Consider the following 22143-nt stretch of genomic DNA (forward strand, 5'->3'; position numbering starts at 1 on the left):
CGAGGCTTTACTTGGACAGAGGCGGCTGGCTCAAGCGCTTGAGCTCTTCTTCAGAGATTTCATCAAACACGCGCACCACTTTGACCACACCGCCAATGCCGCGCACGATGTCGCTGGCACGTTTGGCTTCGCGTGCCGTCACCCGGCCCATCAAATACACAATGCCGCGCTCGGTCACGACCTTGATCGAGTTGACCTGCAGGTCTTTGGCATCCACAAAAGCGGCTTTGGTCTGGCTGGTGATCACCACGTCTTTGGAGCGCTGGGTCAGGCTGCTGGGCATGGCCACCGCCAAGTCGTTCACGACGGACTGGACGTTTTCCTGGCTCTGCGCCAGTTTCTCTGCACGGTCTTTGTCGGCCTGAGTCCGGGCCTCACCGCTGAGCAGCACCTTGCGGTTGAAGCTGGTCACGTTCAGGTGAACGCGGTCACCCAAATCCTGACGCACGGCGCTGGCCACCTTGAGTTCAATGCCCTCGTCTTCGACCTGCGCGCCCGTGGTACGGCGGTCGGTGGCCACAATGCCGGTCATGACTGCACCGCCGACCAACAAGGGGGCGCAGCCTGACAGACTGGACAAGGCCACCGCCAAAACAGCACCCGAAAAAACCAGAGATTGCAGATTGCGTTTCATTTAAACAGGCTCCTGTTCACCCAAAAGCTGGGTGTCAATTCCATCACACAGACAGTGCAGCACCAAGTGCTGCACTTCACGAATTCGGGCCGCGCGCTCATGCGGCACACACACATGCACATCGGTCTCACGCAACTGGCGGGCCAAAACACCCCCGTGGTGCCCGGTCAAGGCCAACACGGTCATTTCCCGGTCATGGGCCGCCTGGACCGCCTCGACCAAAGCCAGCTCACTGCCATCCACGCTGATCAGCACCAGCACGTCGCCGGTTTGGCCCAGCGCCAGCACCTGCCGGGCCAAGGCCTGGCCATCGGCCCAGCGTGTGGCCATCAAGGCGTCTGAGGACAAGGCCAACGCAGCCAAGCCGGGGCGCTCTCGCTCAAAACCACCCACCAACAGATTCACCAGGTATTGGGCCAACGCGGCCGAAGGCCCCATGCCCCCGGCGAGCACCTTGCCGCCCCCTGTGACACAGGCCAGGGTCGCCTGAACAGCCGCGTCCACAGGCTTGGCCAAAGTCTCGGCCACCTGGTAGTGCAAATCGGCGCTGTCGATGAAGTGTTGTTGGATTCGGAGGTCTAGCATGCGGTGGGGATGATAACCCCCACAACAGCGCTGTCGCCCGGAAAAGCAGTTATTTCCACGGGTATTCGCGCCCACTCAGGTGTTCTCGTGATGCGCATCAAGCCCCGTCAAAAGCCGCCTGCAACCATTCGGGTCCGGCGGCCTCGATGGTCACCACATCAAACCGCGCCGGCGGCAAACGGCGCCAGCGCAACAGGTAGTGCTGCGCCGCAAAAATGATGCGCCGCTGCTTTTGATACCCGATGCTGGCCGCAGCCCCGCCATGGTCACTGCGGCTGCGTTGACGGACTTCCACAAACACCACCGTGCCATCGGCGGACTGCATGATCAGGTCGATTTCGCCACCCCCTCGGCCGGGCGTCCGATAATTGCGCTGCAGCAGGCGCAAACCGCGCGCCTGCAAATAGGCCAGCGCCTCGTCTTCGCCCGCATCACCCCGGGCTTTGGTGGTCTGGCCCACCGTGTCTTTTTTGAGGAATTGCATTGACTCCGTCTCCCTTGTCTGCCTCGTTCGCCAAAGCCGTGGAGGCCGCGCACGACGTCGCCGGATCGCAAAACAACCCGGCCAGCACACTGTATGTCGTGGCGACACCGATTGGCAACCTCGCTGACATCAGCCTGCGGGCGCTGCATGTGCTGGCCAAGGTCGATGCCGTGGCCTGTGAAGACACGCGCCATACCCAGCAGCTGCTGCGGGCCTACGGGCTAGATCGCCCCGGCGCGCAGCTGCTGGCGGTGCACCAGCACAACGAAGCAGAAGCCGCCCAGAGCGTGATCGCACGCTTGAGCCAGGGTGAGCGCGTGGCCTACGTGAGCGATGCCGGCACACCGGCCATCAGCGATCCGGGCGCACGGCTGGTGGCCGCCGTGCGGCAAGCGGGTTACCGCGTGCTGCCCCTGCCAGGGGCCAGCAGCGTGACCACCGCACTCAGCGCGTCGGGCATGACGGGTGACCACGGCTTCGTGTTTGCGGGTTTTTTGCCCAGCAAATCGGGCGAACGCGAGCGCGCTGTGCAGGCCCTGGCCCAAGAAAGCCGGGCCGTGGTGCTGCTGGAAGCGCCGCACCGCATCGAAGCTTTGGCTCAGGCGCTGTCGGTGCTGGGCGAACGCCGCATCACCGTGGGGCGTGAGCTGACCAAGCAATTTGAACAAATCGAGACCGTCACGGCACAGGCCTTGCGCGGCTGGCTGGCTGAAAAGCCCGACCGCCAGCGCGGCGAATTTGTGCTGGTGCTGCACGATGCACCTGTTGAAGCCTCAGCGGGCGAAGGCCTGCGTGTGCTGCAAGTGCTGTTGCCCGAACTGCCCCTGAAAACCGCCGTGAAACTCGCGGCCGAGATCACGGGCGAGTCGAAAAATGAGCTCTACGACAAGGCCTTGGCCCTGAAGAAAGGCTGACCACCGCGCGCGTCAGCTCGCGAATGAGATCAGCCTCTTGGTGGGAGCGAGCCCCTGCTCGCGAAGGGTTTCAGCGCTTGCGCAAACCCAGCCACATGACGGTGGCCACCACCACCAAGGCACCCACCAGTTGCATCAGCGCAATCGACTGGCCCAAAACCGCCCAAGCCAGCACCAAAGCAAACACGGGCTCCACATTCATGATGGCCGAGTTGCCCACCACGCCCAACTTGGGCAACACGGTGAACATGATGGTGAAAGCGGTGCCGTACAAAAAGGTGAGCGCCCCCAAACCCCACCAGCCTGCCGTCGCCGTGGGCAAATGAAAACCACTTTGGGTGGCCGCCACCGCAGCAGCCAGCACCGCCACAGTGGCCATGGTGGTGAAGGTGCGCAGACGGCCGTCCACATCGGCGGCCTCGTGCTGGGTGATGACCAGTGCCAAACCAAACGTGGCAGATGCGGCCAATGCAAAAGCCACACCCGCACCAATTTGCCCCCATTGCTGGGCAGCACCGAGCCCTGAAGCGGCACCCAGCACATCGAGCGCCAAAGCGAGCCCAACCAGCATCACAGGCATGGCCAACAACACCGCACGTTCCGGGCGGTGGCCATACAAGACCCGCGCCCAGAAAGCCGTCAACAAGGGATAGGTGTTGAACGCCAGCAGCGCCAAGGCCACCGGCAAGCGGGCCACAGATGAATACAGGCAAACGCTTTGCACCGCGATCAAGGCGCCAATCAGCAGCAGGTTTCTTTTGTGCCGCCCCGACAGCTGGAGCGACACCTTTTGCTGCCAAAGGATCAAGGCCACCACAAAGGCCGTGACACTGCTGCGAAAAGTGACTGCGGTCACCACGTCAACGCCATGGTTGAAGGCGGTGCGGGCCGCGACGTGGTTGGCGCCCATCATCAGGGCGATCAACAACAGCGTCAGAAAGCCCGTGAGGGTCAGCCGAGAAAAGGAAGCGGGGGAAGTGGGGTGAGACGACATGGGGGCAATTTAACGCCCCATTCGCCTGGGAGATGACAAGAAAGCGACTGGCGGCCTGAAAGCTCAGGCACCCGCCCACTGGTTGGAGGCGCGTTTGTTTTTGAACCGTTGCGCGCGGGCCATGGCCTCGTTGATGTCGTCTTGTTCAATGTCCTGAACCGTCTTGAAATACAAAACGCCGAGACCCAACATCAAAATAATCGCGAAAACTGACAACGTCAACATGTTAAATCCTTTTAATACTGAAGTACTTAAATTTGTTCGTTGACGCGATTATCAGAGAAAAATCCGGGTGGGGTTGTTAAAAATTGTTAGATGCCTCGGCATTGGCGATTCAAGCGGCCATTCCATACAAACCACGGCCCTGTGCGTGCAAACGACTCAGCCCCAACAAAGCATCGGTGAAGGGTGTGGCGACCTGGGTCAGTTGCCCCAACTCCCGAACGGCGCTGACCAAAGCGTCCAGCTCCACGGGTTTGCCAGCGTCCACGTCTTGCAGCATGGAGGTGCGGAATGCGCCCAGCTTGCGCGTCACCGCATGGCGGTCTTCGGGCTGCTGGTCGATGGGAATGCCGATTTTTTCGCCAATCGCTTTGGCTTCGAGCATGACGCTGGAGATGAATTGACGCACCAAAGGATCATCCATGATGCGGTCTGTCGTCGCGCCGGTGATGGCGCTGATGGGGTTCACGGTCATGTTGCCCCAAAGTTTGTACCAGATGTCTTTTTGGATTTGCGGCGACACACTGGCGTTGAAGCCCGCCTTTTTCAGCAGCGCATGCAAGGCTTGCACGCGCGCAGTGCCCTGCCCCGAAGGCTCGCCCACAATGAGTCCATCGCCAAAGTGGTGGCGAATCACGCCCGGCGCATCGACCGAACAACTGGCATGCACCACGCAGCCCACGATGTGCGACGCGGGCAAAGCGCGCGCAATGGCGCCATCCGGGTCCACCGTGCCGAGCGAGCGGCCCGCCACCGGGCCACCAAAGCCCTGCAAAAACCACCAGGGCACGCCGTTCATGGCGGTCAGCACCACGGTGTTCGGACCGATCAGCGGGCCCACTTGCGCCGCCACCGAAGCCAGCGCCGGGGCCTTGACTGCGATCACCACCAGGTCCTGCACGCCCAATGCGGCGGCGTCGTTGCTCGCATTGACCGGTAAGGTGTGCAGCTCGCCCCCCTGGTGCAGTTGCAGGCCCTGCTGCTGCAAGGCGCTCAGCGTGTCGCCCCGCGCCAACACACTGACCTGTGCCCCGGTGCCCGAATTCAAACGGGCCAAGTGCACGCCCAGCCAGCCGCCAATGGCCCCTGCGCCAACGATGGCGATTTTGTTGAAGGTCACCTCGTTCATTGTTTCGCTCATGCGCGCCACCCTGTGTCTTGTTTGTCCATCTGACGCACCAGCGCGTCAAAAACGTCTTGCCCGGCCCCGTGGTTCGGGTTGAACTGCAGCGCATCGCGGGTGCATTTGGCGGCAATCGCCTCAGGCACGGGGATGGGGGTGCCCATGCTTTGCGTGGCCAGCTGGATTTCGCAAGCGCGCTGCAGCGTCCACAAAATCGCAAAGGTCTGGGGCAATGTATGCCCCCAAGCCAGCAGGCCGTGGTTGCGCAGGATCACGGCAGGCTTGTCGCCAATGCTTTGCAGCACGCGCGGGCCTTCTTCCGAGTGGATGGTGATGCCCTCGAAGTCGTGGTACGCCACCATGCCGTGCAGCTGGGCCGAATAGAAATTGCTTTGCGACAGGCCGTCTTGCAAGCACGCCACCGCCACACCGGCCGTGGTGTGGGTGTGCATCACGCAGTGCGCGCCGTCGATGCCGCCGTGCAACGTGGCATGCACCACAAACCCGGCGGGGTTGACCTTGTAGGGCGAGCCGTCCAGCACCTCGCCCGCCATGTTGATCTTGACCAGGTTGCTGGCCGTGACCTCGCTGTAGTGCAGGCCAAAGGGGTTGATCAGGAACTGCTTGTCACCGCCGGTCACGCTGTCGGGCAGGCGCACGGTGATGTGGTTGTAGATCATCTCGGTCCAGCCGAGCATGGCAAACACGCGGTAGCAAGCGGCCAGCTGTAGCCGTGCCTGCCACTCGTCAGGATGCACCCGCGCTTGCAGCGAAGGCACCACGGGTTGGGGTCTAGGGAACATGGTTTATCTCCGGGTTGTTTGTAGGAGCTTGCCTGCAAGCGATTTTTTGCGAATCACCAAGGGCTCCATCGCCAGCAGGGCTGGCTCCTACAGTTTCAGGGTCAATATGTCGCGCCTTTGGCGGGGGCAATAGCGCTGACTTCGGCTTTGAAGTGCGCGGCCAGTTCGGTGGTCTGGCGCATCAGGATTTGGGTGTCGAGCCCCACGGCCACGAACACCGCGCCGAGCTTGAGGTAATGCGCGGCCAGCTGACGGTCGGGCGTGAGGATGCCGGGGGCCTTGCCCGCTTTGAGGATGCGGGCGATGGCGTCTTCGATCGCGGCCTGCACCTCAGGGTGCGCGGCATTGCCCACATGGCCCATCGAAGCTGACAAGTCAGCCGGACCGATGAACACGCCGTCCACGCCGGGCATGGCAGCAATCGCGTCAAGATTGGCCAAAGCTTGCCGCGACTCGACTTGAACCAGCAGGCAAACCTCTTCGTTGGCACGCTTGAAATAGTCGGTGTAATGCCCCCAGCGCGAGGCACGCGCCCCAGCCATGCCGCGCACGCCGCCACCCACACCATGTCCATCATCGTCTTGGGGGTAACGCATGGCTTGCACCAGTTGCGCCGCCTGTTCGGCCGTCTCCACCATGGGCACCAGGATATTTTGCGCGCCCAGATCGAGGTATTGCTTGATGAGCGCGGTGTCGCCCACGGGCACACGGGCCACCGCGTGGCTGCCCGGGTAAGCAGCCAGGGTCTTGAGCTGGGCCAAGATGCTGCTCAGGTTGTTGGGTGAATGTTCGCCGTCTATCACCAGCCAGTCGAAACCAGCGAGCGCACAGATTTCGGCGGTGTAGTCACTGGCCAGGCCCATCCACAGGCCGATTTGGGGGCGCTGGTTTTTGAGGGCTTGTTTGAAAAGGTTCACAGGGGTGTTCATGGTGGGTGCTCTCGTTTGAACAAGTTATTTCTTGGTCCGGATGAACCGGGCGATGTTCGGGTTTGTGTAGGAGCTAGCCCTGCTGGCGATAGGGACACGGATGAACCGCAGACCATCGCTTGCAGGGCAAGCTCCTACAAACTTCATATTGGTCAGCAACTCTTCAACAGCGGGTCAGACAAACCGAAACTCCAGCTTGCCCAACGGCCCGTAGTCCGCATCAAACACATCGCCCACTTTGGCAGGCGCGGGCTTGGTAAACGACCCCGCCAGCACGATCTCGCCCGCCTGCAGGTGTTCTCCCCAAGGGGCCAACTTATTGGCCAACCAGGCAATACCTACGGCGGGGTGACCCTGCACGCCAGCAGCGAGACCGGTTTCCTCGACCACGCCGTTCTGGCGCAGCACCGCGCCGCACCAGGGCAGGTCGGTGGTCAGCGAATCGACCCGCTTAGCGCCGAGCACGATGCCCGCGTTGGCGGCGTTGTCGCTGATGGTGTCGTAGACCTTGCGCATCACCTTGGTGTGGCGGTCGAACTGCTCGATGCGCGAATCGATGATCTCAATGGCGGGCGTCACGTAGTCCGTGGCCTCAAGCACTTGCTGCACCGTCACATTCGGGCCACGGAGTTCCTTCTTGAGAATGAAAGCCAGCTCCACCTCAACACGCGGGGCGATGAAATTCGTGAACGGGATGTCCAGCACCTGACCCGGTGTGCAGGTGTAGCGCATGTCATCCAGCAGCGTGCCGTAATCAGGCTCGTCGATCTGGCTGGAGACCTGCATGGCGCGGCTGGTCAAGCCAATCTTGTGGCCGATCATGGTGCGCCCTTCGGCGAACTTGATCTGCATCCAGGCGCGGTTGATGCGGTAACCGTCTTCAATCGTCATGCCCGGAAAGCGCTTGGAAAAGTGCTCGATCTGCACGCGGGATTTTTCGGACTGGTGCAGCTCTTGTGCGAGCTGCTGGATCACTGCATCATCAAACATGGTTTCGTTTCCCCTGTAGGAGCCAGCCCTGCTGGCAATTGTTTTTTCATGCCCGGAAGAATCGCCAGCAGGGCTGGCTTCTACCAGACCACATTCTGCTCAGGCTTTGTTGAACAAGGGGTGAATATTGCTGTGCTTGGCATCAAACACCTCGGGCCCCACATCAATCTGCAGTGTGATGCCAATGTGGCGCTCGGCCATCATCGGGGCAAAGAACGCCTTGGCCACCTCAATCAGGGTCTGCCCGGCGCATTGCTGGGTGGCTTCGCTGCGGCCCCGACCCATGCGCACGTTCAGGTACACGAAAGCATAGTCGCCTGTGCCGCCCGCCGCCTTGCCGGCTGCACCGCCATCGGCCACGGCATAGTGGGGCGCGGGATAGGCCAGTACACGCGTGCCGCCGGTCGGAAAGACCTGTTTGCCTTCCTCGTCCTTGACGGTGAGCATGGCGTCGGCCAGCTGGCGGCACAGCGTGGTCATGTTGACCTCGGCGTCCAATTGGCCGGTGTAGAGGATCACAAGATGGGGCATGTTCGGGGCCTTATTCAGAGTCGGGTGCTCACAGCGGTATAGCCCTGCGCACTACTGGCTTGCGCCACTGGGATGTGCTCGCCCTTTTGCGGTGTCACTTCAAAAATCGCGTTGAGCTGGCCAGTGCCTGATGCGCCAAAGTACGGCGTCACGATCTCGGCCGCACCGTCGTAGTCCGTCCAACCCAAAGCGCCCATCAGCATGGCCGTATCGTGCATGAAGCCTTCGCCGTGGCCCTTGCTGGCGTACTCGGGCAGCATCTCGCAAAAAGCTTTCCATTCGCGATTTGCCCACATCTGCAGCACCTGTTTGTCGAGCTGCTCCAGAAACGGGCTCCAGATCTTGTGCGCGAACTCGGGGGCCAAGCCGTTTTGCGCAAAGCGGTGCGAGAGCGAGCCACTGGCCAAAAAAGCCACCTTGCCGTCGTAATGCTTTTCCACCGCCTCGCGCATGGCCCAGCCCAGGCGGGCGCTGTCGTTCAGGTAATGCACCATGCACAGGGCCGAGACCGACACCACCTTGAAGTGCTGGTCTTCATTCATGTAACGCAGCGGCACCAAGGTGCCGTACTCGGGGTCGAGCGTGGTGTTGTCATGCGCCAGCGTTTCCACGCCGTGCTCATTGGCCACACGGGCAAGCAAATGCCCCAGCTCGGGGTTGCCGGGCGACTCGAAGGCCATGTGGTTGATGAAGTGCGGCAGCTCGTTGCTGGTGTAGCTGCCCTTGAAGTGCGGGGCACAGTTGATGTGGTAATTGGCGTTGACCAGCCAGTGCGTGTCAAAGACCACCAGCGTGTCCACCCCCAGGGCGCGGCAGCGGCGGCTGATCTCCTTGTGGCCGTCGATGGCGCTTTGGCGCGTGCCAAAACGGGGGCCAGGGATTTCACTCAGGTACATGCTGGGCACGTGGGTGATTTTGGCGGCCAGTGCGAGTTGTCCCATGGCAAAGTCTCCTAAAGTTGTCGAATGACGGCAGGCTCACACGCCCCAGTGCGGGATATGGTGGCCGCCCAGGCTGACCGCCACGTTCTTCGGTTCACAAAACACTTCGTAGCTCCAAGTGCCGCCTTCGCGGCCGGTGCCGCTGGCCTTGGTGCCGCCAAAGGGCTGACGCAGGTCGCGCACGTTCTGGCTGTTGACGAAGCACATGCCCGCCTCGACTGCCGCAGCCACGCGGTGGGCCTTACCCAGGTTTTCAGTCCAGACGTAGCTGCTCAAACCGTATTCGATGTCGTTGGCTTTTTCAATCGCGTCGGCCTCGTCCTTGAACGGGATCAGGCAGGCGACGGGGCCGAAGATTTCTTCTTGGGCGATGCGCATGCGGTTGTCCACATCGGCGAACACGGTGGGCCAGACGAAGTTGCCGTTTTGCACATGGGCGGGCAGGTCAGCGGCGTAGCCCGGCTGGTCCAGACCGCCGCAGAGCATCGTTGCGCCTTCCTTGGGGCCGAGCTCGATGTAGCTGCGCACCTTGGCCAGATGAGCCTTGGAGATCATCGGGCCGACGATGGTTTTTTCATCGAGCGGGTCGCCCACGGTGATGCGTTTGGCGCGCTCTGCAAATTTGGCGGCGAAGTCGGCGTAGATGCTTTGCTGCACCAGGATGCGGCTGCCTGCGGTGCAGCGCTCGCCGTTGTTGCTGAAGATCATGAACACGGCCGCATCCAGCGCACGGTCCAGGTCGGCGTCTTCAAAAATCACAAAGGGGCTCTTGCCGCCGAGTTCCATGCTGAACTTTTTCAGACCTGCGCTTTGGACGATGCGGTTGCCCGTGACGGTGGAGCCAGTGAAGCTGATGGCACGCACATCGCGGTGCGAGACCAGCGGCTCACCCGCTTCCTTGCCGTAGCCATGCACCAGGTTGAGCACGCCAGCGGGCACGCCCGCTTCCAGCGCCAGCTCGCCCAAACGCGCGGCGGTCAGGGGCGAGAGTTCGCTCATCTTGAGCACAGCGGTGTTGCCAAAGGCCAGGCACGGCGCGACCTTCCAGGTGGCCGTCATGAAGGGCACGTTCCAGGGGCTGATCAGCGCACACACGCCCACCGGGTGGAACAAGGTGTAGTTCAGGTGCGTGGGCGTAGGGTAGGTGTGACCGTCCACGCGGGTGCACATCTCGGCGAAGTAGTGGAAGTTGTCGGCCGCGCGCGGCACGAGTTGCTTGCCGGTCTGGCTGATGGTCTGGCCGCAGTCCCGGGTCTCGGTTTCCGAAATTTCGGGCACGTGTTGCGTGATCAGGTCACCCAGCTTGCGCATGATCTTGGCACGCTCGGTGGCGGGTGTGGCGGCCCACTTCGGGAATGCGGCTTTGGCGGCGGCCACGGCGGCATGAATTTCGGCCTCGCCGCCCGAAGCAACTTCGGCCAGCACTTCTTGCGTGGCGGGGTTGATGGTTTCAAAGTAGTCGCTGCCTGCGACGCTTTTACCGTTGATCAGGTGGTCGATTTTCATGTCTGCTTTCCTGGTTTTCTGTAGGAGCCAGCCCTGCTGGCGATGACGGCCTGACGGCGCAATCGCTTGCAGGGCAAGCTCCTACAAATTGATACCTACAAGGTGATGGTGTTAGTGAGTTGGCCGATGCCTTCGATCTCGGTGACGATCACGTCACCGGGTTGGCAATCCACGATGCCGTCGGGCGTGCCGGTCAGGATCAGGTCACCGGGGTTGAGCGTCATGAAGCTGCTGAAGTATTCGATCAGCGTGGGCACATCGAAAATCATGTCGGCCGTGCTGCCACTTTGCGTGACCTTGCCGTTGACGGTGGTCTGCAGCTTGAGCGCCATCGGGTTGGGGATATCCGCCGCATCCACCAGCCAAGGGCCAATCGGCGTGCAGGTGTCGCGGTTTTTCACACGCAGGTTGGGGCGGTACCAATTTTCGAGGTAGTCGCGGATCGCGTAGTCATTGGCCACGGTGTAGCCCGCAATGAAGTCATACGCATCGGCCTTTTTCACATGGCGCGCCGTGCGGCCCACCACCACGGCCAGCTCACATTCGTAGTGCATGTACTTCACGTCAGCGGGACGCTTGGTGAAAGCCTTGTGTCCGATCAAAGAGGCTTCGCCTTTCATGAAAGCCAGCGGCTCTTCGGGCGCCTTGAAGGCCAGTTCCTTGGCGTGGTCGGCGTAGTTCAGGCCCAGCGCAATTACGGTGCGCGCCTGCGGCACGGGCGCGAGCGGCGGCAGCCAGACGACCTCGTCAAAGCCCACGCGACGGCCCTTGTGCGGCCCCTGGGTGATGAGCAACTGGCCGTCGGATTCAACCGCTTGCTGAATGGCGCCTGACCAGGCGATGCGTGCGTGTTTCATGCGGCGGCTCCCACGTTGGTCACAACAGACGCAAAACCAGGGGCAGAAATTTCCACCCGGTCACCGGCCTTGGCGCGTGGACGCGTGCCATCGGCCAGGCAGTCGGTGCCCACCATCAGCACATCGCCCGGTTGCAGCGTCATGAATTCACCCACATCGGCCAGCAGCGCGGGCAGGCTGCGCATCAGTTCACGCAGATCAACGGTCTGCACCAGATCGCTATTGCGGCGCACCGCGATCTGCAAGGCGGCCCAGTCCTGCACCTGGCCAGGCGTCACCTGATCGGGCAAAGCCAGAAAGCCATCGCGGCAGCGGAACTTGACTGGCGGGCGGTAATAGCTCGCGTGCGGCACGCTCCAGTCGTTCAACAGCGCAGCACCGGCCACCTGACCGTCGTCCCCGATCACCAGGCCCAGCGTGGCGCCGATGTCAACTTCGGTCACGCCATCTTGCAGCAACAGGTCTTGCCCTGCGGGGCAAAAGGTGTTCGCGGTCTTGACGTAGAGCACGGGTGCTTTGGGTGCGGCTTTGTGCGGGTCTTGCCCCATGCGCGGGGCCCAAAGGTCCCATTCGCGGCGAAAGTTCAGCAAGGTGCCGTACACCGTGCCCTGTGGTTCCCTGGGGTTCATCGTTCTTCTTCCTCAGCCAGTTCTTCCGGCGTTTCAATGTCAGGGGTTTCGAGTGCAATCACTTCGTCGAGCAACACGTACAGCTGGCCCAGCTTGTCCTTGCCCAGTTGCTGCTCCATCCACTGGTAGTGCGCCTCAATGGTCTCGGACAAGGCTTGCACTTTGGCCAGCCCTTGCGCTGTGGCGCGCACCACCGTGCGTCGCGCATCTTGCGGGCAACGCTCACGGGCGATCAGGCCATCGCGCTCCATGCGCGCAAGCACACCGGTCAGGCTAGGGCCCAGCAAATAGGCCTCACGGGCCACACGGCCGGTCTCGATGCCTCCACTCTCCAAGGCATGCTCGCCCAATACACGCAGCACACGCCACTGCTGGTCAGACAAGGCGTGCTCACGCAAACTCGGACGCGTGTGGGCCATCACAGCCTCGCGCGCTTGCAGCAGCAGGCGCGGCAGGTTGCGGTGAACGAAGGGCGTTGGCTGGGTCATTTATTTAACATGTTAAATGAATTTGCCCATTTAACCTCAAGGGTTTTCCCTCGATCACGCAGCACACAAGGGTGAAACGATCTGTATTTCCAGTTATTTAAGCCAAAAATATTCATCGGAACATTAAAATCGCGATTCTTATTTATCCCCGCCTCTGGTTCACAACAAAGGCCCTTGACTGATCACGCATGAACAAGCTCAGCATCAAACTGCAACTGTCCTTGAGCGTCATGGCCATGGGCTTGCTGCTTTTATTGGTGCAGCTGGGCATGCAGTTTTACGTTTTGCGCAGCGACATCGTTCAGCGCATTGAAACCCACGAATTTCGCCAACTCTCCAGCTTTGCCAGCAACCTGGATGAACGTCTGCAAGACAGCATGGACATGCTGTCCGAAGTCGCCAAGCATGTGCCCGCTGCGCCCTTGAACGATTTGGGAAAACTGGAACAACTTCTGCAACGAGAGCATGCCTTGCTCACCGTTTACGACGACCTCTACATCTTCGATGCCAAAGGGGTCTTGCTGGTGGACTGGCCCGTCAAACCCGGCAGGCGCACTTTGGACATGTCCTCACGGGACTACATCCAGGGCGTGATCAAAACCCAAGCCCCGGTGATCTCCAAACCCATTTTGGGCCGAGCAACACAGCAACCCATTGTGGTTGTGGCGGCCCCCATCTTTGACAGCCAACAGAAGCTGATCGGCATGATGGGCGGGGTTCTCAATCTCTACAAACCCAATCTGCTCGGCTCGATCGCGACACGCAAAAACGGCGACAACGGTTATTACTATCTGGTCACCCAGGACCGCATGCGCATTGCCCACCCGGACACCAGCCTGATCCTCAAAAAGGTGCCCGAAAACAGTGGCAACCTCCCGTTTGAAAACGCCATCCAAGGCTTTGAAGGCACCCAAGAAGGCACCACCACGCGCGGCCTTCAAGGGCTGTTCACCTTCAAACGGCTCCAAACCACCGACTGGATCATTGCCTCGGTGATCCCCTCGGCAGAAGCATTCGCACCGATTGCCGATCTTTACACCAAGATGATCGCCATCACCTTGCTGCTGATGCTCACCCTGGTGCCCCTGATGTGGGGATATGTTTCAAAACTCATTCGCCCACTCGAACAACTGGCACAAGCCATGCACGATACGGCCGGGCGAATGCGGGAAGGTGGCAAAACCGCCCCGATTACCGAGTTGGGCGGCCCAGAAATCCAGACTGTGGCACACGCTTTCAATGAATTTGTGGAAGCGCGCATACGCGCTGAAAGCGACTTGGCACTGGCCCGCGATGCAGCCCAAGCGGCCAACGCATCCAAGAGCCATTTCCTGGCCAACATGAGCCACGAGATTCGCACGCCGATGAACGGCATTCTGGGCATGACCGAGCTGTGCCTGCAAACACGCATGACCGCCGAGCAGCGCAGCTACCTGGACATGGTTTCCGCGTCGGCCAAATCGCTGGTGGCGGTGATCAATGACATTCTGGATTTCTCCAAAATAGAAGCGCAAAAGCTGCACCTGGACCCGCACGAATTTGCATTGCATGGCCTGATCAGGCAATCCACCCGCGCCCTGTCGTTGCGCGCTTCAGAAAAAGACCTTGAGTTGGTCTGCGACATCGCCACCGATGTCCCCGATCTGGTGATCGGCGACCCTGTCCGCTTGCAGCAAGTCATCACCAATTTGCTGGGCAATGCCATCAAATTCACAGCCCAAGGCGAAGTCATGCTCACCGTGACCTGCATGGCCAGCCCGCCCGATGACCAGGACATCTGGCTGAACTTCGAAGTCAAAGACACTGGCATAGGCATTCCCCTCGACAAGCAGGGTCTGATCTTCGAGGTCTTCACGCAGGCCGATTCCAGCACAGCACGCCGTTTTGGGGGGTCTGGCCTGGGCTTGCCGATCAGCCGCAGCCTGATTCGCATGATGGGTGGCGACATCCATGTCAAAAGCCAACTGGGACAGGGCAGCACGTTCAGCTTCAACACCCGCTTGCTTCGGGCGCACACGCTGGCAACGCTGGACGAAGGTCTGCATCCAGAACTGGCAGGCCAGAGCGTGCTGCTGGTCGATGACAATGCCAGCAGCCGAGTCATCCTGGCGCAACGTCTGGCGGCTGCTGGCTTGCGCACACTGGCCTGCGAGAGTGCGGCACAGGCCTTGCATCATCCTCAACTCAAACGTGCCCGCTACGCGTTGATCGACGTCAACATGCCCGACATCGATGGCTATGCCCTGGCGACACAACTGCGGCAGATGCGCCACTGCAGCGAATTGACCATCGTCATGATGGGGGCCTTGAGTGAGCAAACCAGTCCTGAAGAGCTTCAGGCCATGGCCATTCAGGACTTTCTGATCAAACCGGTCGACCCCCAAGAACTGATCGCGGCGTTCAACCGCCAACTCACGCCCTGCACACCTGCGCACGCCCCAGCAAGCGCCCCCGAAACCCATCAGCCAGCGCCTCAGCGCAAAGCCTTGCTGGCAGAAGACACCTTCATCAACCAGACCCTGCAAACCATTTTGCTCAACCGCATGGGCTACACCGTCACACTGGCCAACAATGGATTGGAAGCGGTCGACGCATTCACCCAAAACACCTTTGATGTGGTCTTGATGGACATCCAGATGCCCGAGATGGGCGGCATCGAAGCGACCCGGCTGATTCGTGAACATGAAGCGATTCACCAAGCTCGCCCAACCCCCATCATTGCGGTCACAGCCAACGCCCTGAAGGGTGACCGGGAAAGCTATCTCGCAGCCGGCATGAACGGCTATGTCTCCAAGCCCATTTCACTGGAATCACTGAAAAGCGAAATGGCACGGCTGATGCCTGACACGCAGCGCATCCCCGACCTGGCTTGAGCCAACAGCGCGGGGGCGTGGACGCCATCCGCGTAACATTCGAGGCTTCAAAACTGCCTTTCTCAGCGCCAAATGAACGCCAACCTGCTTGCCTGGCTTGCCAAGGCCTCGGGGCTTTTACTGTGCATGGCCACGCATTGGGCTGCCGCACAAACGCCCAACCAATGTCAACCAGCACCGGCAGACGTGGCTCAAATCGTGCCCATCCGCCCACGCTTTCATACCGTCTCAGGCCCTCTCGCCACTTTTGACCCATGCCATAAGTCGGTTCAACTCAAAGTGCCCACACGCTGGAACGGCAGCCCCTTGCCCGTCAAGCCGCCCTTGGTCATCATCGCGCACGGTGGTGGCGGACTGGGCGCACTTGAAATGAACCTGGCCACGGCACTCCAAAAAAACGACATCGCCACTCTGGTATTTGATGCTTACCAGCTGAATGGCTTTTACCAAGGCTACCCGTTCTGGGGCTCGCAAGCGACCAACGAGTCGCGTCAACGCATGATCTACAAAGCCACCAAAGGTGCTTACGAATGGGCCCTGACCCAGTCCGACAAAGTCAACACGAACTCGATCTTCTTGCAAGGCGTCTCCAACGGCGCTGCGGTGGTGGCCAATCTGGCCAGCGTGGTCACCCCCGACCACGTCAAAGCCGTCATCCCTGAAGGCTTGCCCGGCATGGGTATCGGTTTGCCCGACACCGTGGCCGTACCCGTCAGGCTGATGTTTGGTCGACTCGACAACTACGGCGGCAAACACCAGGAAGACTGGATGTGGCAACGACAAGACAGTTGCCGAGTCAATCGCTCGCCCAGCTCCGAAACGCCTGCGGGCAATGCCCGGCAATGCAACGGGCGGCAAAACCCGACAGACCTCACTGAAAAGCCGATCGACTGGATGAACCGCCTGAAAGCACACGGTGCAGACATCGATATCTGGTTTTATGAGAACGCCGCCCACGGTATTTTTCAAGGCCCAATCGACCGCAAAATGCTGACTTACGGCACCGACAACCTGACCTTTTCCTGGACGGGTTCCGACAGCTCAGCCAAGGAAAAAATGTTGGCCGACCTGGTCAAGCTGATCAAAACTCCACCCACTCAGCCCTGACCCCATGATCCCCAAGGCCTTGCCCCTCGATCTGCTGCCCACCATCGTGCAAGCCCCCATGGCTGGCGCGCACAACCATCGGCTGGTCGCGGCCGTGTGCGAGGCCGGGGGCCTGGGCTCACTGCCAGCGGCCATGTTGAGCCCTGCCGATCTGCACTGTGAGCTGCAGGCGCTGCAACAAGCCACCCAGCAGCCTTACAACGTCAACTTCTTTTGCCACACACCGCCTGCACCCGATGCGCAGGCTCAAGCCGCATGGCAAGAAACTCTGGCCCCTTACTACCAAGCCCTTGGGCTTGCGCCCGCCGTTGCCAGCAATGGCCCGGCACGCGTGCCCTTCAACCACGACGCGGCCGATGTGCTGGAAGCCTTTCGCCCTGCCGTGGTGAGCTTCCACTTTGGCCTGCCCGCGCCGGATCTGCTGGCCCGAGTCAAAAGCTGGGGCAGTCTGGTGCTGTCGTCGGCCACCACGCTGCCCGAAGCACTTTGGCTGCAAGCCCACGGCGCCGATGCCATCATTGCCCAAGGCCTGGAAGCCGGTGGTCACCGGGGCATGTTCCTGACCAACGACCTGAGCACCCAAGTCGGCACCTTTGCCCTGCTGCCGCAAATTGTGCAAGCCGTGCGCCTGCCGGTGATTGCCGCAGGGGGCATCGCCTCGCCATCCGGGGTGGCTGCAGCCAAAGCACTGGGTGCAGCTGCGGTGCAAATTGGCACGGCTTACCTGTGCAGCCACGAAGCCACCACCAGCGCCCTGCACCGCGCGGCCCTGCAGTCCAGTGCGGCGCAGCACACGGCGCTGACCAACCTGTTCACGGGCCGTCCGGCACGGGGCATCGTCAACCGCGTCATGCGTGAGCTGGGCCCCATTCATCCACAAGCCCCGGCTTTTCCACTGGCCACCGCCGACATGGCACCGCTGCGCGCAGCCGCCGAAGCAAGGGGCAGCAGCGACTTCACGCCCTTGTGGGCGGGCCAAAACGCCAGCGGATGCCGATCGCTGTCTGCTGGCGACATCACCCGCGAATTTCTGCACGCCTGGCTCGCCGCCTGAGCCCTGCTGTCAGGCACACTTGCGTCCTATGGCCAAAGACAAAACGATATTCACCTGCACCGAATGCGGCGGCACCAGCGCCCGCTGGATGGGCAAATGCCCCAGCTGCAACGCCTGGAACACCCTGATCGAAGCCTCGGCTGAGCCCGCAGGCGGCAAAAACCGCTTCGGCTCCGTCCACGCCTCGCTGGCCCCCACCTCCGAAGTGCTGCCGCTGTCGCAAATCGAAGCGGCCGACTTTGAACGCAACCCCACCGGCATCGACGAACTCGACCGCGTGCTGGGCGGCGGCATGGTCGAAGGCGGTGTGGTGCTGATTGGCGGCGACCCGGGCATCGGCAAATCCACCTTGCTGCTGCAGGCCGTGGACGCGCTGCAACGCAGTGGCATGAACACCTTGTATGTGACGGGCGAAGAAAGTGGCGCGCAAGTGGCCATGCGTTCGCGCCGCCTGGGTCTGCCCGACTCGCAAGTGCCGGTGTTGCCCGAAATCCAGCTTGAAAAAATTTTGCACACGTTGCAATCACGCCAGCCGGGCATCGCCATCATCGACTCGATCCAAACGGTGTATTCCGACCAATTGACCAGCGCACCCGGCTCGGTGGCGCAGGTGCGCGAATGCGCGGCGCACCTCACGCGCACCGCCAAATCGACCGGCACCACCATCGTGCTGGTCGGCCATGTGACCAAGGAAGGCGCACTGGCCGGCCCCCGCGTGCTGGAACACATGGTGGACACGGTGCTGTACTTTGAGGGCGACACGCATTCGAATTTCAGATTGATCCGCGCCATCAAGAACCGCTTTGGGGCCGTCAACGAAATCGGCGTGTTCGCCATGACCGAAAAAGGTCTGAAGGGCGTGAGCAACCCGAGCGCCATCTTTTTGAGCCAGCACACCGAACCGGTGCCGGGCAGCTGCGTGATGGTGACGCTGGAAGGCACGCGCCCTTTGCTGGTGGAAATTCAGGCGCTGGTGGACAGCGGTGGTCCCAGCCCACGCCGCCTGTCAGTGGGACTGGACCGTGACCGCCTGGCCATGTTGCTGGCCGTGCTGCACCGCCATGCGGGGGTGGCCTGCATGGACCAAGACGTGTTTGTGAACGCGGTGGGGGGCGTGCGCATCAGCGAACCGGCGGCCGATCTGGCCGTGATGCTGGCCATCACCAGCAGCCTGCGCGGCAAACCGCTGCCCAAAGGCTTTATCGCCTTTGGCGAAGTGGGTCTGGCCGGTGAAGTGCGCCCGGCCCCGCGTGGGCAAGACCGGCTGAAAGAAGCGGCCAAGCTGGGCTTCAAGGTGGCCGTAGTGCCCAAGGCCAACGCGCCCAAGAAAAACGACAAGGCCTTTGAAGGCCTGACGATCTACCCGGTCGAGCGCATCGAAGAAGCCATGCAGGTGGTGCGGGGTCTGGACTGACGTAGACAAGGCACAATCTGCCTCCATGAATTTCAACAAAATACTGGCCCCTGCGGCCATCGTCATTTTCACCATCGGTGCCTGGCACGCGTTTCAATGGGCAGGCATTGCCCTGGCTGCGGGCGGCGTGGTCATGTGGATCTTGCTGCACTTCACCCGCATGGTGACCATCCTGAAAAAAGCGGCCAACCGCCCCATTGGGCATGTCGCCAGCGCCGTGATGCTCAACGCCAAGCTGCAAAAAGGCGCGACCTTGATGCATGTGATTGCGATGACCCGGTCTTTGGGCCAACTGTTGACCGAAAAAGACGCACAGCCTGAAATATTTCGCTGGACAGACGCAGGCCAATCGCATGTGACAGGCACTTTTGTGGGCGGCAAACTGACCGAGTGGACACTTGAGCGCCCAGGCCCTGAAGAGACGGCCGAAAACCCACCCACCGTCACCTCGAACGCAGCACACTGAAACCGGGTCGCCAAACCGCACCATTGAGGCGGCGGCCCTCTGCGCCAGCCCTTAAAATCACTTTTTGCACTGTTTAATGCCCCTTCTTCAAAGGACACTTTCATGAGCGTTGTCATTCCTTCGATGTCAGACCGCGACGGCAAAATCTGGATGGACGGCCAGATGGTCGATTGGCGCGATGCCAAGATCCACGTGTTGAGCCACACCCTGCACTACGGCTGCGGCGCCTTTGAAGGCGTGCGCGCTTACAAAACCGAGCAAGGCACAGCCATCTTCCGCCTGCAAGAGCACACAGACCGCCTGTTCAACAGCGCCAAGATCCTGCGCATGGCGATCCCGTTCACCAAAGAGCAGGTGAATGAAGCCCAACGCGACGTGGTGCGCGAGAACAAGCTGGAAAGCGGCTACATCCGCCCACTGACCTGGATCGGCGACAAAAAACTCGGCGTGAGCCCCAAGGGCAACGACATCCACATCATGGTGGCCGCCTGGACCTGGGGCGCGTACCTGGGCGAAGAAGGCATGAAGCGCGGCATCCGCGTCAAGACCAGCAGCTACACCCGCCACCACGTCAACATCACCATGACGCAGGCCAAGGCCGTGAGCAACTACACCAACTCCATCCTGGCTAACATGGAAGTGACCGACGAAGGCTACGACGAAGCCCTGTTGCTGGACACCTCGGGCTTTGTGTCCGAAGGCGCTGGCGAAAACATCTTTGTGGTCAAAGACGGCGTGATCTACACCCCCGACTTGTCGGCTGGCGCCTTGAACGGCATCACCCGCAACACGGTGTTCCACATCGCCAAGGACCTGGGCCTGGAGATCGTGCAAAAGCGCATCACCCGCGACGAAATCTACATCGCCGACGAAGCCTTCTTCACCGGCACCGCAGCAGAAGTCACGCCGATTCGCGAACTCGACCGCATTCAACTCGGCGAAGGCAGCCGCGGCCCGATCACCGAAAAAATCCAAAGCGCGTTCTTTGACATCGTCAACGGCCGCAACCCCCAATACGCCCACTGGCTGACATTGGTTTAAGGAAAACACCATGAGCAAACCCGTTGAACTGCTGGCCGCCGACCTGAACCCCCAGGGCGGCGTTTTTTGCCCCAGCCCCAAAGCCGACATGAAACTCTGGAACAACCACCCCAAGGTCTACCTGGACGTGGCCAAGAACGGCGAAGCCAAGTGCCCTTATTGCGGCACGGTCTACAAACTGAAAGCGGGCGAAGTGGTGGGCCAGCACCACTGAGACTCAAGCACGGCCATCCTTGCGATGGCACGGCAAGCCCACGGCGAACACTCAGGTGTTCGCCGTTTTGCTTTGGGGCAAGCTGATTTCAAAGCAAGCGCCGCCGCCGGGACGGTCTGCACACTGCACTGCGCCGCCATGCCGCTCGGCAATCGACTTGACGAGCGAGAGCCCCAAGCCCACCCCGCCCACGCGCTCACTGGCGCCCGGCAGACGAAAGAAAGGCTCAAAAATCCGTTCACGCCAAACCAAGGGCACACCAGGCCCTTGGTCGCACACCTGGATGTGGACCTGCAGGCCTTGCCGTGACAAGGACAAGACCACGTCACCGCCATCTGCCCCGGTGGCACCGTAGCGTCTGGCGTTTTCCAGCAGGTTGCGCACCATGCGCCGCAGCAGCTTGGCAACGCCCTGCACCTCCAGCTGAGACAGACCTTGTGGCACCTCCAGCACCGCACCCACGCGTGCACATTCTTCGGCACACAAGCCCACCAGGTCCACCGCTTCGACCTTGCCAATGTCCGCCTCTTTCGCGTCCAGGCGGCTGGCCAGCAAAATTTCATCAATCAGCTGATCGAGCTCGGTCATGTTGCGCAAGATTTCAGTGCGCGTGCGTTCCCGCATGGCGGGGTCGGCAGCGGGTGCATCCATCAACTCCAAACCCATGCGGATGCGGGCCAATGGCGAACGCAGCTCGTGCGAGGCATTGGCCAACAAGGATTTTTGCGAAGCCATGAGGCCTTCGATGCGTTCGGCCGCCGCGTTGAAGCGTTCCGACAAATCGGCCACTTCGTCGTCACCTTGCACCGGCACACGCACCGACAAGTCGCCGTCACCCCAGCGCTGCACGCCGCGCTGCAAGCCCTCAAGGCGTTGTGTCAAACGGCGAACCACCGGGTAGACGCCCAGCGCCACCGCCAGTCCGATCAAACCCAACATCCAGAAAAATCCGTACGGTGGCTTCGCCCACCAAGGCGGTTCATTGCGCGCATGGGGTGGCATGTGTGGCTGTATGCGCCCGTGCATCTGCGGCTCCATGCCCGGAGGGTGCCCACGTTCGCCGTTGCGTTGAACCGTCAGCTGTAGCGGCTGCCCATCGGGCAAGGTCAAATCAAATTCCAAAGGAGCCCCTGGCGCGGTTCGCGACGTCGTGGCCAACACTTCACCTTGGGCGTTCAGCACCACCCATTCACGCGGAACCGGCAGCGGGGTGTTGTGCTCCACACTGGCGCGCCAGGCCCAGCCCACCACCAGCATGAGCAAAGCCACGCCCGCCACCACGGCCAGCCAGATGCGCAAATACAAATGGCGTGACCACCGCCTCGACAAAGCTTGAAGGGCCAT

24 protein-coding genes are annotated in these 22143 nt (G+C 61.2%); 8 read left to right on the top strand and 16 right to left on the bottom strand.

The annotated features are described in order from the left end of the window. Positions 1-7: 7 nt before the first annotated feature. The 3 genes from ACZ5VE_RS13650 to ACZ5VE_RS13660 form a co-directional block, all read right to left on the bottom strand. On the bottom strand, positions 8-634 hold the full coding sequence (locus tag ACZ5VE_RS13650; protein WP_464455674.1) for a BON domain-containing protein: 627 nt from the start codon (positions 632-634) through the stop codon (positions 8-10). Continuing rightward, on the bottom strand, positions 635-1219 hold the full coding sequence (locus ACZ5VE_RS13655; protein ID WP_464455675.1) for an SIS domain-containing protein: 585 nt from the start codon (positions 1217-1219) through the stop codon (positions 635-637). 97 nt (positions 1220-1316) lie between these two features. Further along, positions 1317-1703 (bottom strand): YraN family protein, encoded by a 387-nt coding sequence (locus ACZ5VE_RS13660; RefSeq protein WP_464455676.1) that lies wholly within the window; start codon positions 1701-1703, stop codon positions 1317-1319. 14 nt (positions 1704-1717) lie between these two features. Here ACZ5VE_RS13660 and rsmI point away from each other — a divergent pair, with 14 nt between their 5' ends. Continuing rightward, positions 1718-2617, top strand: a complete 900-nt coding sequence (gene rsmI / locus ACZ5VE_RS13665) for a 16S rRNA (cytidine(1402)-2'-O)-methyltransferase (protein ID WP_464457507.1) — start codon at positions 1718-1720, stop codon at positions 2615-2617. Positions 2618-2687: 70 nt separating this feature from the next. Here the strand turns inward: rsmI and ACZ5VE_RS13670 are convergent, their stop codons facing one another. The 12 genes from ACZ5VE_RS13670 to hpaR form a co-directional block, all read right to left on the bottom strand. Then, positions 2688-3611 (bottom strand): DMT family transporter, encoded by a 924-nt coding sequence (locus ACZ5VE_RS13670; RefSeq protein ID WP_464455677.1) that lies wholly within the window; start codon positions 3609-3611, stop codon positions 2688-2690. 63 nt (positions 3612-3674) lie between these two features. Next, on the bottom strand, positions 3675-3836 hold the full coding sequence (locus tag ACZ5VE_RS13675; RefSeq protein WP_464455678.1) for a hypothetical protein: 162 nt from the start codon (positions 3834-3836) through the stop codon (positions 3675-3677). A gap of 109 nt (positions 3837-3945) precedes the next feature. Further along, complete coding sequence (locus ACZ5VE_RS13680) at positions 3946-4974, bottom strand: 2-dehydropantoate 2-reductase (RefSeq protein WP_464455679.1); 1029 nt, start codon at positions 4972-4974, stop codon at positions 3946-3948. Further along, positions 4971-5759, bottom strand: a complete 789-nt coding sequence (locus ACZ5VE_RS13685) for a class II aldolase/adducin family protein (RefSeq protein ID WP_464455680.1) — start codon at positions 5757-5759, stop codon at positions 4971-4973. Before ACZ5VE_RS13685 ends, ACZ5VE_RS13680 begins: the two co-directional genes overlap by 4 nt. 101 nt (positions 5760-5860) lie before the next feature. Then, a complete protein-coding gene (locus ACZ5VE_RS13690; protein WP_464455681.1) occupies positions 5861-6688 on the bottom strand; it encodes an aldolase/citrate lyase family protein in 828 nt (275 codons plus the stop codon). A 174-nt stretch (positions 6689-6862) separates the two neighbouring features. Next, complete coding sequence (gene hpaH, locus ACZ5VE_RS13695) at positions 6863-7678, bottom strand: 2-oxo-hept-4-ene-1,7-dioate hydratase (RefSeq protein WP_464455682.1); 816 nt, start codon at positions 7676-7678, stop codon at positions 6863-6865. Between the two features lie 99 nt (positions 7679-7777). Further along, on the bottom strand, positions 7778-8209 hold the full coding sequence (locus ACZ5VE_RS13700; protein WP_464455683.1) for a 5-carboxymethyl-2-hydroxymuconate isomerase: 432 nt from the start codon (positions 8207-8209) through the stop codon (positions 7778-7780). 14 nt (positions 8210-8223) lie between these two features. Further along, positions 8224-9150, bottom strand: a complete 927-nt coding sequence (gene hpaD / locus ACZ5VE_RS13705) for a 3,4-dihydroxyphenylacetate 2,3-dioxygenase (protein WP_464455684.1) — start codon at positions 9148-9150, stop codon at positions 8224-8226. A gap of 36 nt (positions 9151-9186) precedes the next feature. Beyond that, entirely contained in the window at positions 9187-10656 is a 1470-nt protein-coding gene (gene hpaE / locus ACZ5VE_RS13710) for a 5-carboxymethyl-2-hydroxymuconate semialdehyde dehydrogenase (RefSeq protein ID WP_464455685.1), read from the bottom strand. Positions 10657-10751: 95 nt separating this feature from the next. Further along, positions 10752-11513, bottom strand: a complete 762-nt coding sequence (locus ACZ5VE_RS13715; RefSeq protein WP_464455686.1) for a fumarylacetoacetate hydrolase family protein — start codon at positions 11511-11513, stop codon at positions 10752-10754. Beyond that, positions 11510-12142 carry a fumarylacetoacetate hydrolase family protein gene (locus tag ACZ5VE_RS13720; RefSeq protein WP_464455687.1) on the bottom strand — a complete coding sequence of 211 codons (633 nt, stop codon included), beginning with the start codon at positions 12140-12142 and terminating at the stop codon, positions 11510-11512. The genes ACZ5VE_RS13715 and ACZ5VE_RS13720 overlap by 4 nt, the downstream gene beginning before the upstream one ends. Continuing rightward, positions 12139-12630 (bottom strand): homoprotocatechuate degradation operon regulator HpaR, encoded by a 492-nt coding sequence (hpaR, locus tag ACZ5VE_RS13725; RefSeq protein WP_464455688.1) that lies wholly within the window; start codon positions 12628-12630, stop codon positions 12139-12141. The genes ACZ5VE_RS13720 and hpaR overlap by 4 nt, the downstream gene beginning before the upstream one ends. A 188-nt stretch (positions 12631-12818) precedes the next feature. Here hpaR and ACZ5VE_RS13730 point away from each other — a divergent pair, with 188 nt between their 5' ends. The 7 genes from ACZ5VE_RS13730 to ACZ5VE_RS13760 all read left to right on the top strand — a co-directional run bounded on the left by ACZ5VE_RS13730 (position 12819) and on the right by ACZ5VE_RS13760 (position 20799). Beyond that, on the top strand, positions 12819-15503 hold the full coding sequence (locus ACZ5VE_RS13730; RefSeq protein ID WP_464455689.1) for a HAMP domain-containing sensor histidine kinase: 2685 nt from the start codon (positions 12819-12821) through the stop codon (positions 15501-15503). A 72-nt stretch (positions 15504-15575) separates the two neighbouring features. Then, positions 15576-16610 carry an alpha/beta hydrolase family protein gene (locus tag ACZ5VE_RS13735; RefSeq protein WP_464455690.1) on the top strand — a complete coding sequence of 345 codons (1035 nt, stop codon included), beginning with the start codon at positions 15576-15578 and terminating at the stop codon, positions 16608-16610. A gap of 4 nt (positions 16611-16614) precedes the next feature. After that, positions 16615-17664 (top strand): NAD(P)H-dependent flavin oxidoreductase, encoded by a 1050-nt coding sequence (locus tag ACZ5VE_RS13740; RefSeq protein WP_464455691.1) that lies wholly within the window; start codon positions 16615-16617, stop codon positions 17662-17664. A 28-nt stretch (positions 17665-17692) separates the two neighbouring features. Further along, the gene (radA, locus tag ACZ5VE_RS13745; protein ID WP_464455692.1) at positions 17693-19078 is read left to right on the top strand and encodes a DNA repair protein RadA; all 1386 of its coding nucleotides are present in this window, start codon (positions 17693-17695) and stop codon (positions 19076-19078) included. A gap of 25 nt (positions 19079-19103) precedes the next feature. Further along, entirely contained in the window at positions 19104-19544 is a 441-nt protein-coding gene (locus ACZ5VE_RS13750; RefSeq protein ID WP_464455693.1) for a glycerate kinase, read from the top strand. Positions 19545-19646: 102 nt separating this feature from the next. Further along, entirely contained in the window at positions 19647-20585 is a 939-nt protein-coding gene (locus ACZ5VE_RS13755; RefSeq protein ID WP_464455694.1) for a branched-chain amino acid transaminase, read from the top strand. 10 nt (positions 20586-20595) lie between these two features. Continuing rightward, a complete protein-coding gene (locus ACZ5VE_RS13760; RefSeq protein WP_464455695.1) occupies positions 20596-20799 on the top strand; it encodes a zinc-finger domain-containing protein in 204 nt (67 codons plus the stop codon). Positions 20800-20850: 51 nt separating this feature from the next. Here the strand turns inward: ACZ5VE_RS13760 and ACZ5VE_RS13765 are convergent, their stop codons facing one another. Continuing rightward, on the bottom strand, positions 20851-22143 hold the full coding sequence (locus ACZ5VE_RS13765) for a sensor histidine kinase (RefSeq protein WP_464455696.1): 1293 nt from the start codon (positions 22141-22143) through the stop codon (positions 20851-20853).

This window comes from Limnohabitans sp. INBF003, from assembly GCF_055396645.1.

What these genes read in the sequence shown, in the direction of transcription:
- ACZ5VE_RS13765 (WP_464455696.1), bottom strand. Translation starts at nt 22,143, where the DNA reads ATGGCCCTTCAAGCTTTGTCGAGGCGGTGGTCACGCCATTTGTATTTG.
- ACZ5VE_RS13720 (WP_464455687.1), bottom strand. Translation starts at nt 12,142, where the DNA reads ATGAACCCCAGGGAACCACAGGGCACGGTGTACGGCACCTTGCTGAAC.
- hpaR (WP_464455688.1), bottom strand. Translation starts at nt 12,630, where the DNA reads ATGACCCAGCCAACGCCCTTCGTTCACCGCAACCTGCCGCGCCTGCTG.
- radA (WP_464455692.1), top strand. Translation starts at nt 17,693, where the DNA reads ATGGCCAAAGACAAAACGATATTCACCTGCACCGAATGCGGCGGCACC.
- ACZ5VE_RS13670 (WP_464455677.1), bottom strand. Translation starts at nt 3,611, where the DNA reads ATGTCGTCTCACCCCACTTCCCCCGCTTCCTTTTCTCGGCTGACCCTC.
- ACZ5VE_RS13690 (WP_464455681.1), bottom strand. Translation starts at nt 6,688, where the DNA reads ATGAACACCCCTGTGAACCTTTTCAAACAAGCCCTCAAAAACCAGCGC.
- ACZ5VE_RS13675 (WP_464455678.1), bottom strand. Translation starts at nt 3,836, where the DNA reads ATGTTGACGTTGTCAGTTTTCGCGATTATTTTGATGTTGGGTCTCGGC.
- ACZ5VE_RS13755 (WP_464455694.1), top strand. Translation starts at nt 19,647, where the DNA reads ATGAGCGTTGTCATTCCTTCGATGTCAGACCGCGACGGCAAAATCTGG.
- ACZ5VE_RS13735 (WP_464455690.1), top strand. Translation starts at nt 15,576, where the DNA reads ATGAACGCCAACCTGCTTGCCTGGCTTGCCAAGGCCTCGGGGCTTTTA.
- hpaE (WP_464455685.1), bottom strand. Translation starts at nt 10,656, where the DNA reads ATGAAAATCGACCACCTGATCAACGGTAAAAGCGTCGCAGGCAGCGAC.
- ACZ5VE_RS13650 (WP_464455674.1), bottom strand. Translation starts at nt 634, where the DNA reads ATGAAACGCAATCTGCAATCTCTGGTTTTTTCGGGTGCTGTTTTGGCG.
- hpaD (WP_464455684.1), bottom strand. Translation starts at nt 9,150, where the DNA reads ATGGGACAACTCGCACTGGCCGCCAAAATCACCCACGTGCCCAGCATG.
- ACZ5VE_RS13760 (WP_464455695.1), top strand. Translation starts at nt 20,596, where the DNA reads ATGAGCAAACCCGTTGAACTGCTGGCCGCCGACCTGAACCCCCAGGGC.
- ACZ5VE_RS13700 (WP_464455683.1), bottom strand. Translation starts at nt 8,209, where the DNA reads ATGCCCCATCTTGTGATCCTCTACACCGGCCAATTGGACGCCGAGGTC.
- ACZ5VE_RS13685 (WP_464455680.1), bottom strand. Translation starts at nt 5,759, where the DNA reads ATGTTCCCTAGACCCCAACCCGTGGTGCCTTCGCTGCAAGCGCGGGTG.
- ACZ5VE_RS13655 (WP_464455675.1), bottom strand. Translation starts at nt 1,219, where the DNA reads ATGCTAGACCTCCGAATCCAACAACACTTCATCGACAGCGCCGATTTG.
- ACZ5VE_RS13715 (WP_464455686.1), bottom strand. Translation starts at nt 11,513, where the DNA reads ATGAAACACGCACGCATCGCCTGGTCAGGCGCCATTCAGCAAGCGGTT.
- ACZ5VE_RS13680 (WP_464455679.1), bottom strand. Translation starts at nt 4,974, where the DNA reads ATGAGCGAAACAATGAACGAGGTGACCTTCAACAAAATCGCCATCGTT.
- ACZ5VE_RS13730 (WP_464455689.1), top strand. Translation starts at nt 12,819, where the DNA reads ATGAACAAGCTCAGCATCAAACTGCAACTGTCCTTGAGCGTCATGGCC.
- ACZ5VE_RS13660 (WP_464455676.1), bottom strand. Translation starts at nt 1,703, where the DNA reads ATGCAATTCCTCAAAAAAGACACGGTGGGCCAGACCACCAAAGCCCGG.
- hpaH (WP_464455682.1), bottom strand. Translation starts at nt 7,678, where the DNA reads ATGTTTGATGATGCAGTGATCCAGCAGCTCGCACAAGAGCTGCACCAG.
- ACZ5VE_RS13750 (WP_464455693.1), top strand. Translation starts at nt 19,104, where the DNA reads ATGAATTTCAACAAAATACTGGCCCCTGCGGCCATCGTCATTTTCACC.
- ACZ5VE_RS13740 (WP_464455691.1), top strand. Translation starts at nt 16,615, where the DNA reads ATGATCCCCAAGGCCTTGCCCCTCGATCTGCTGCCCACCATCGTGCAA.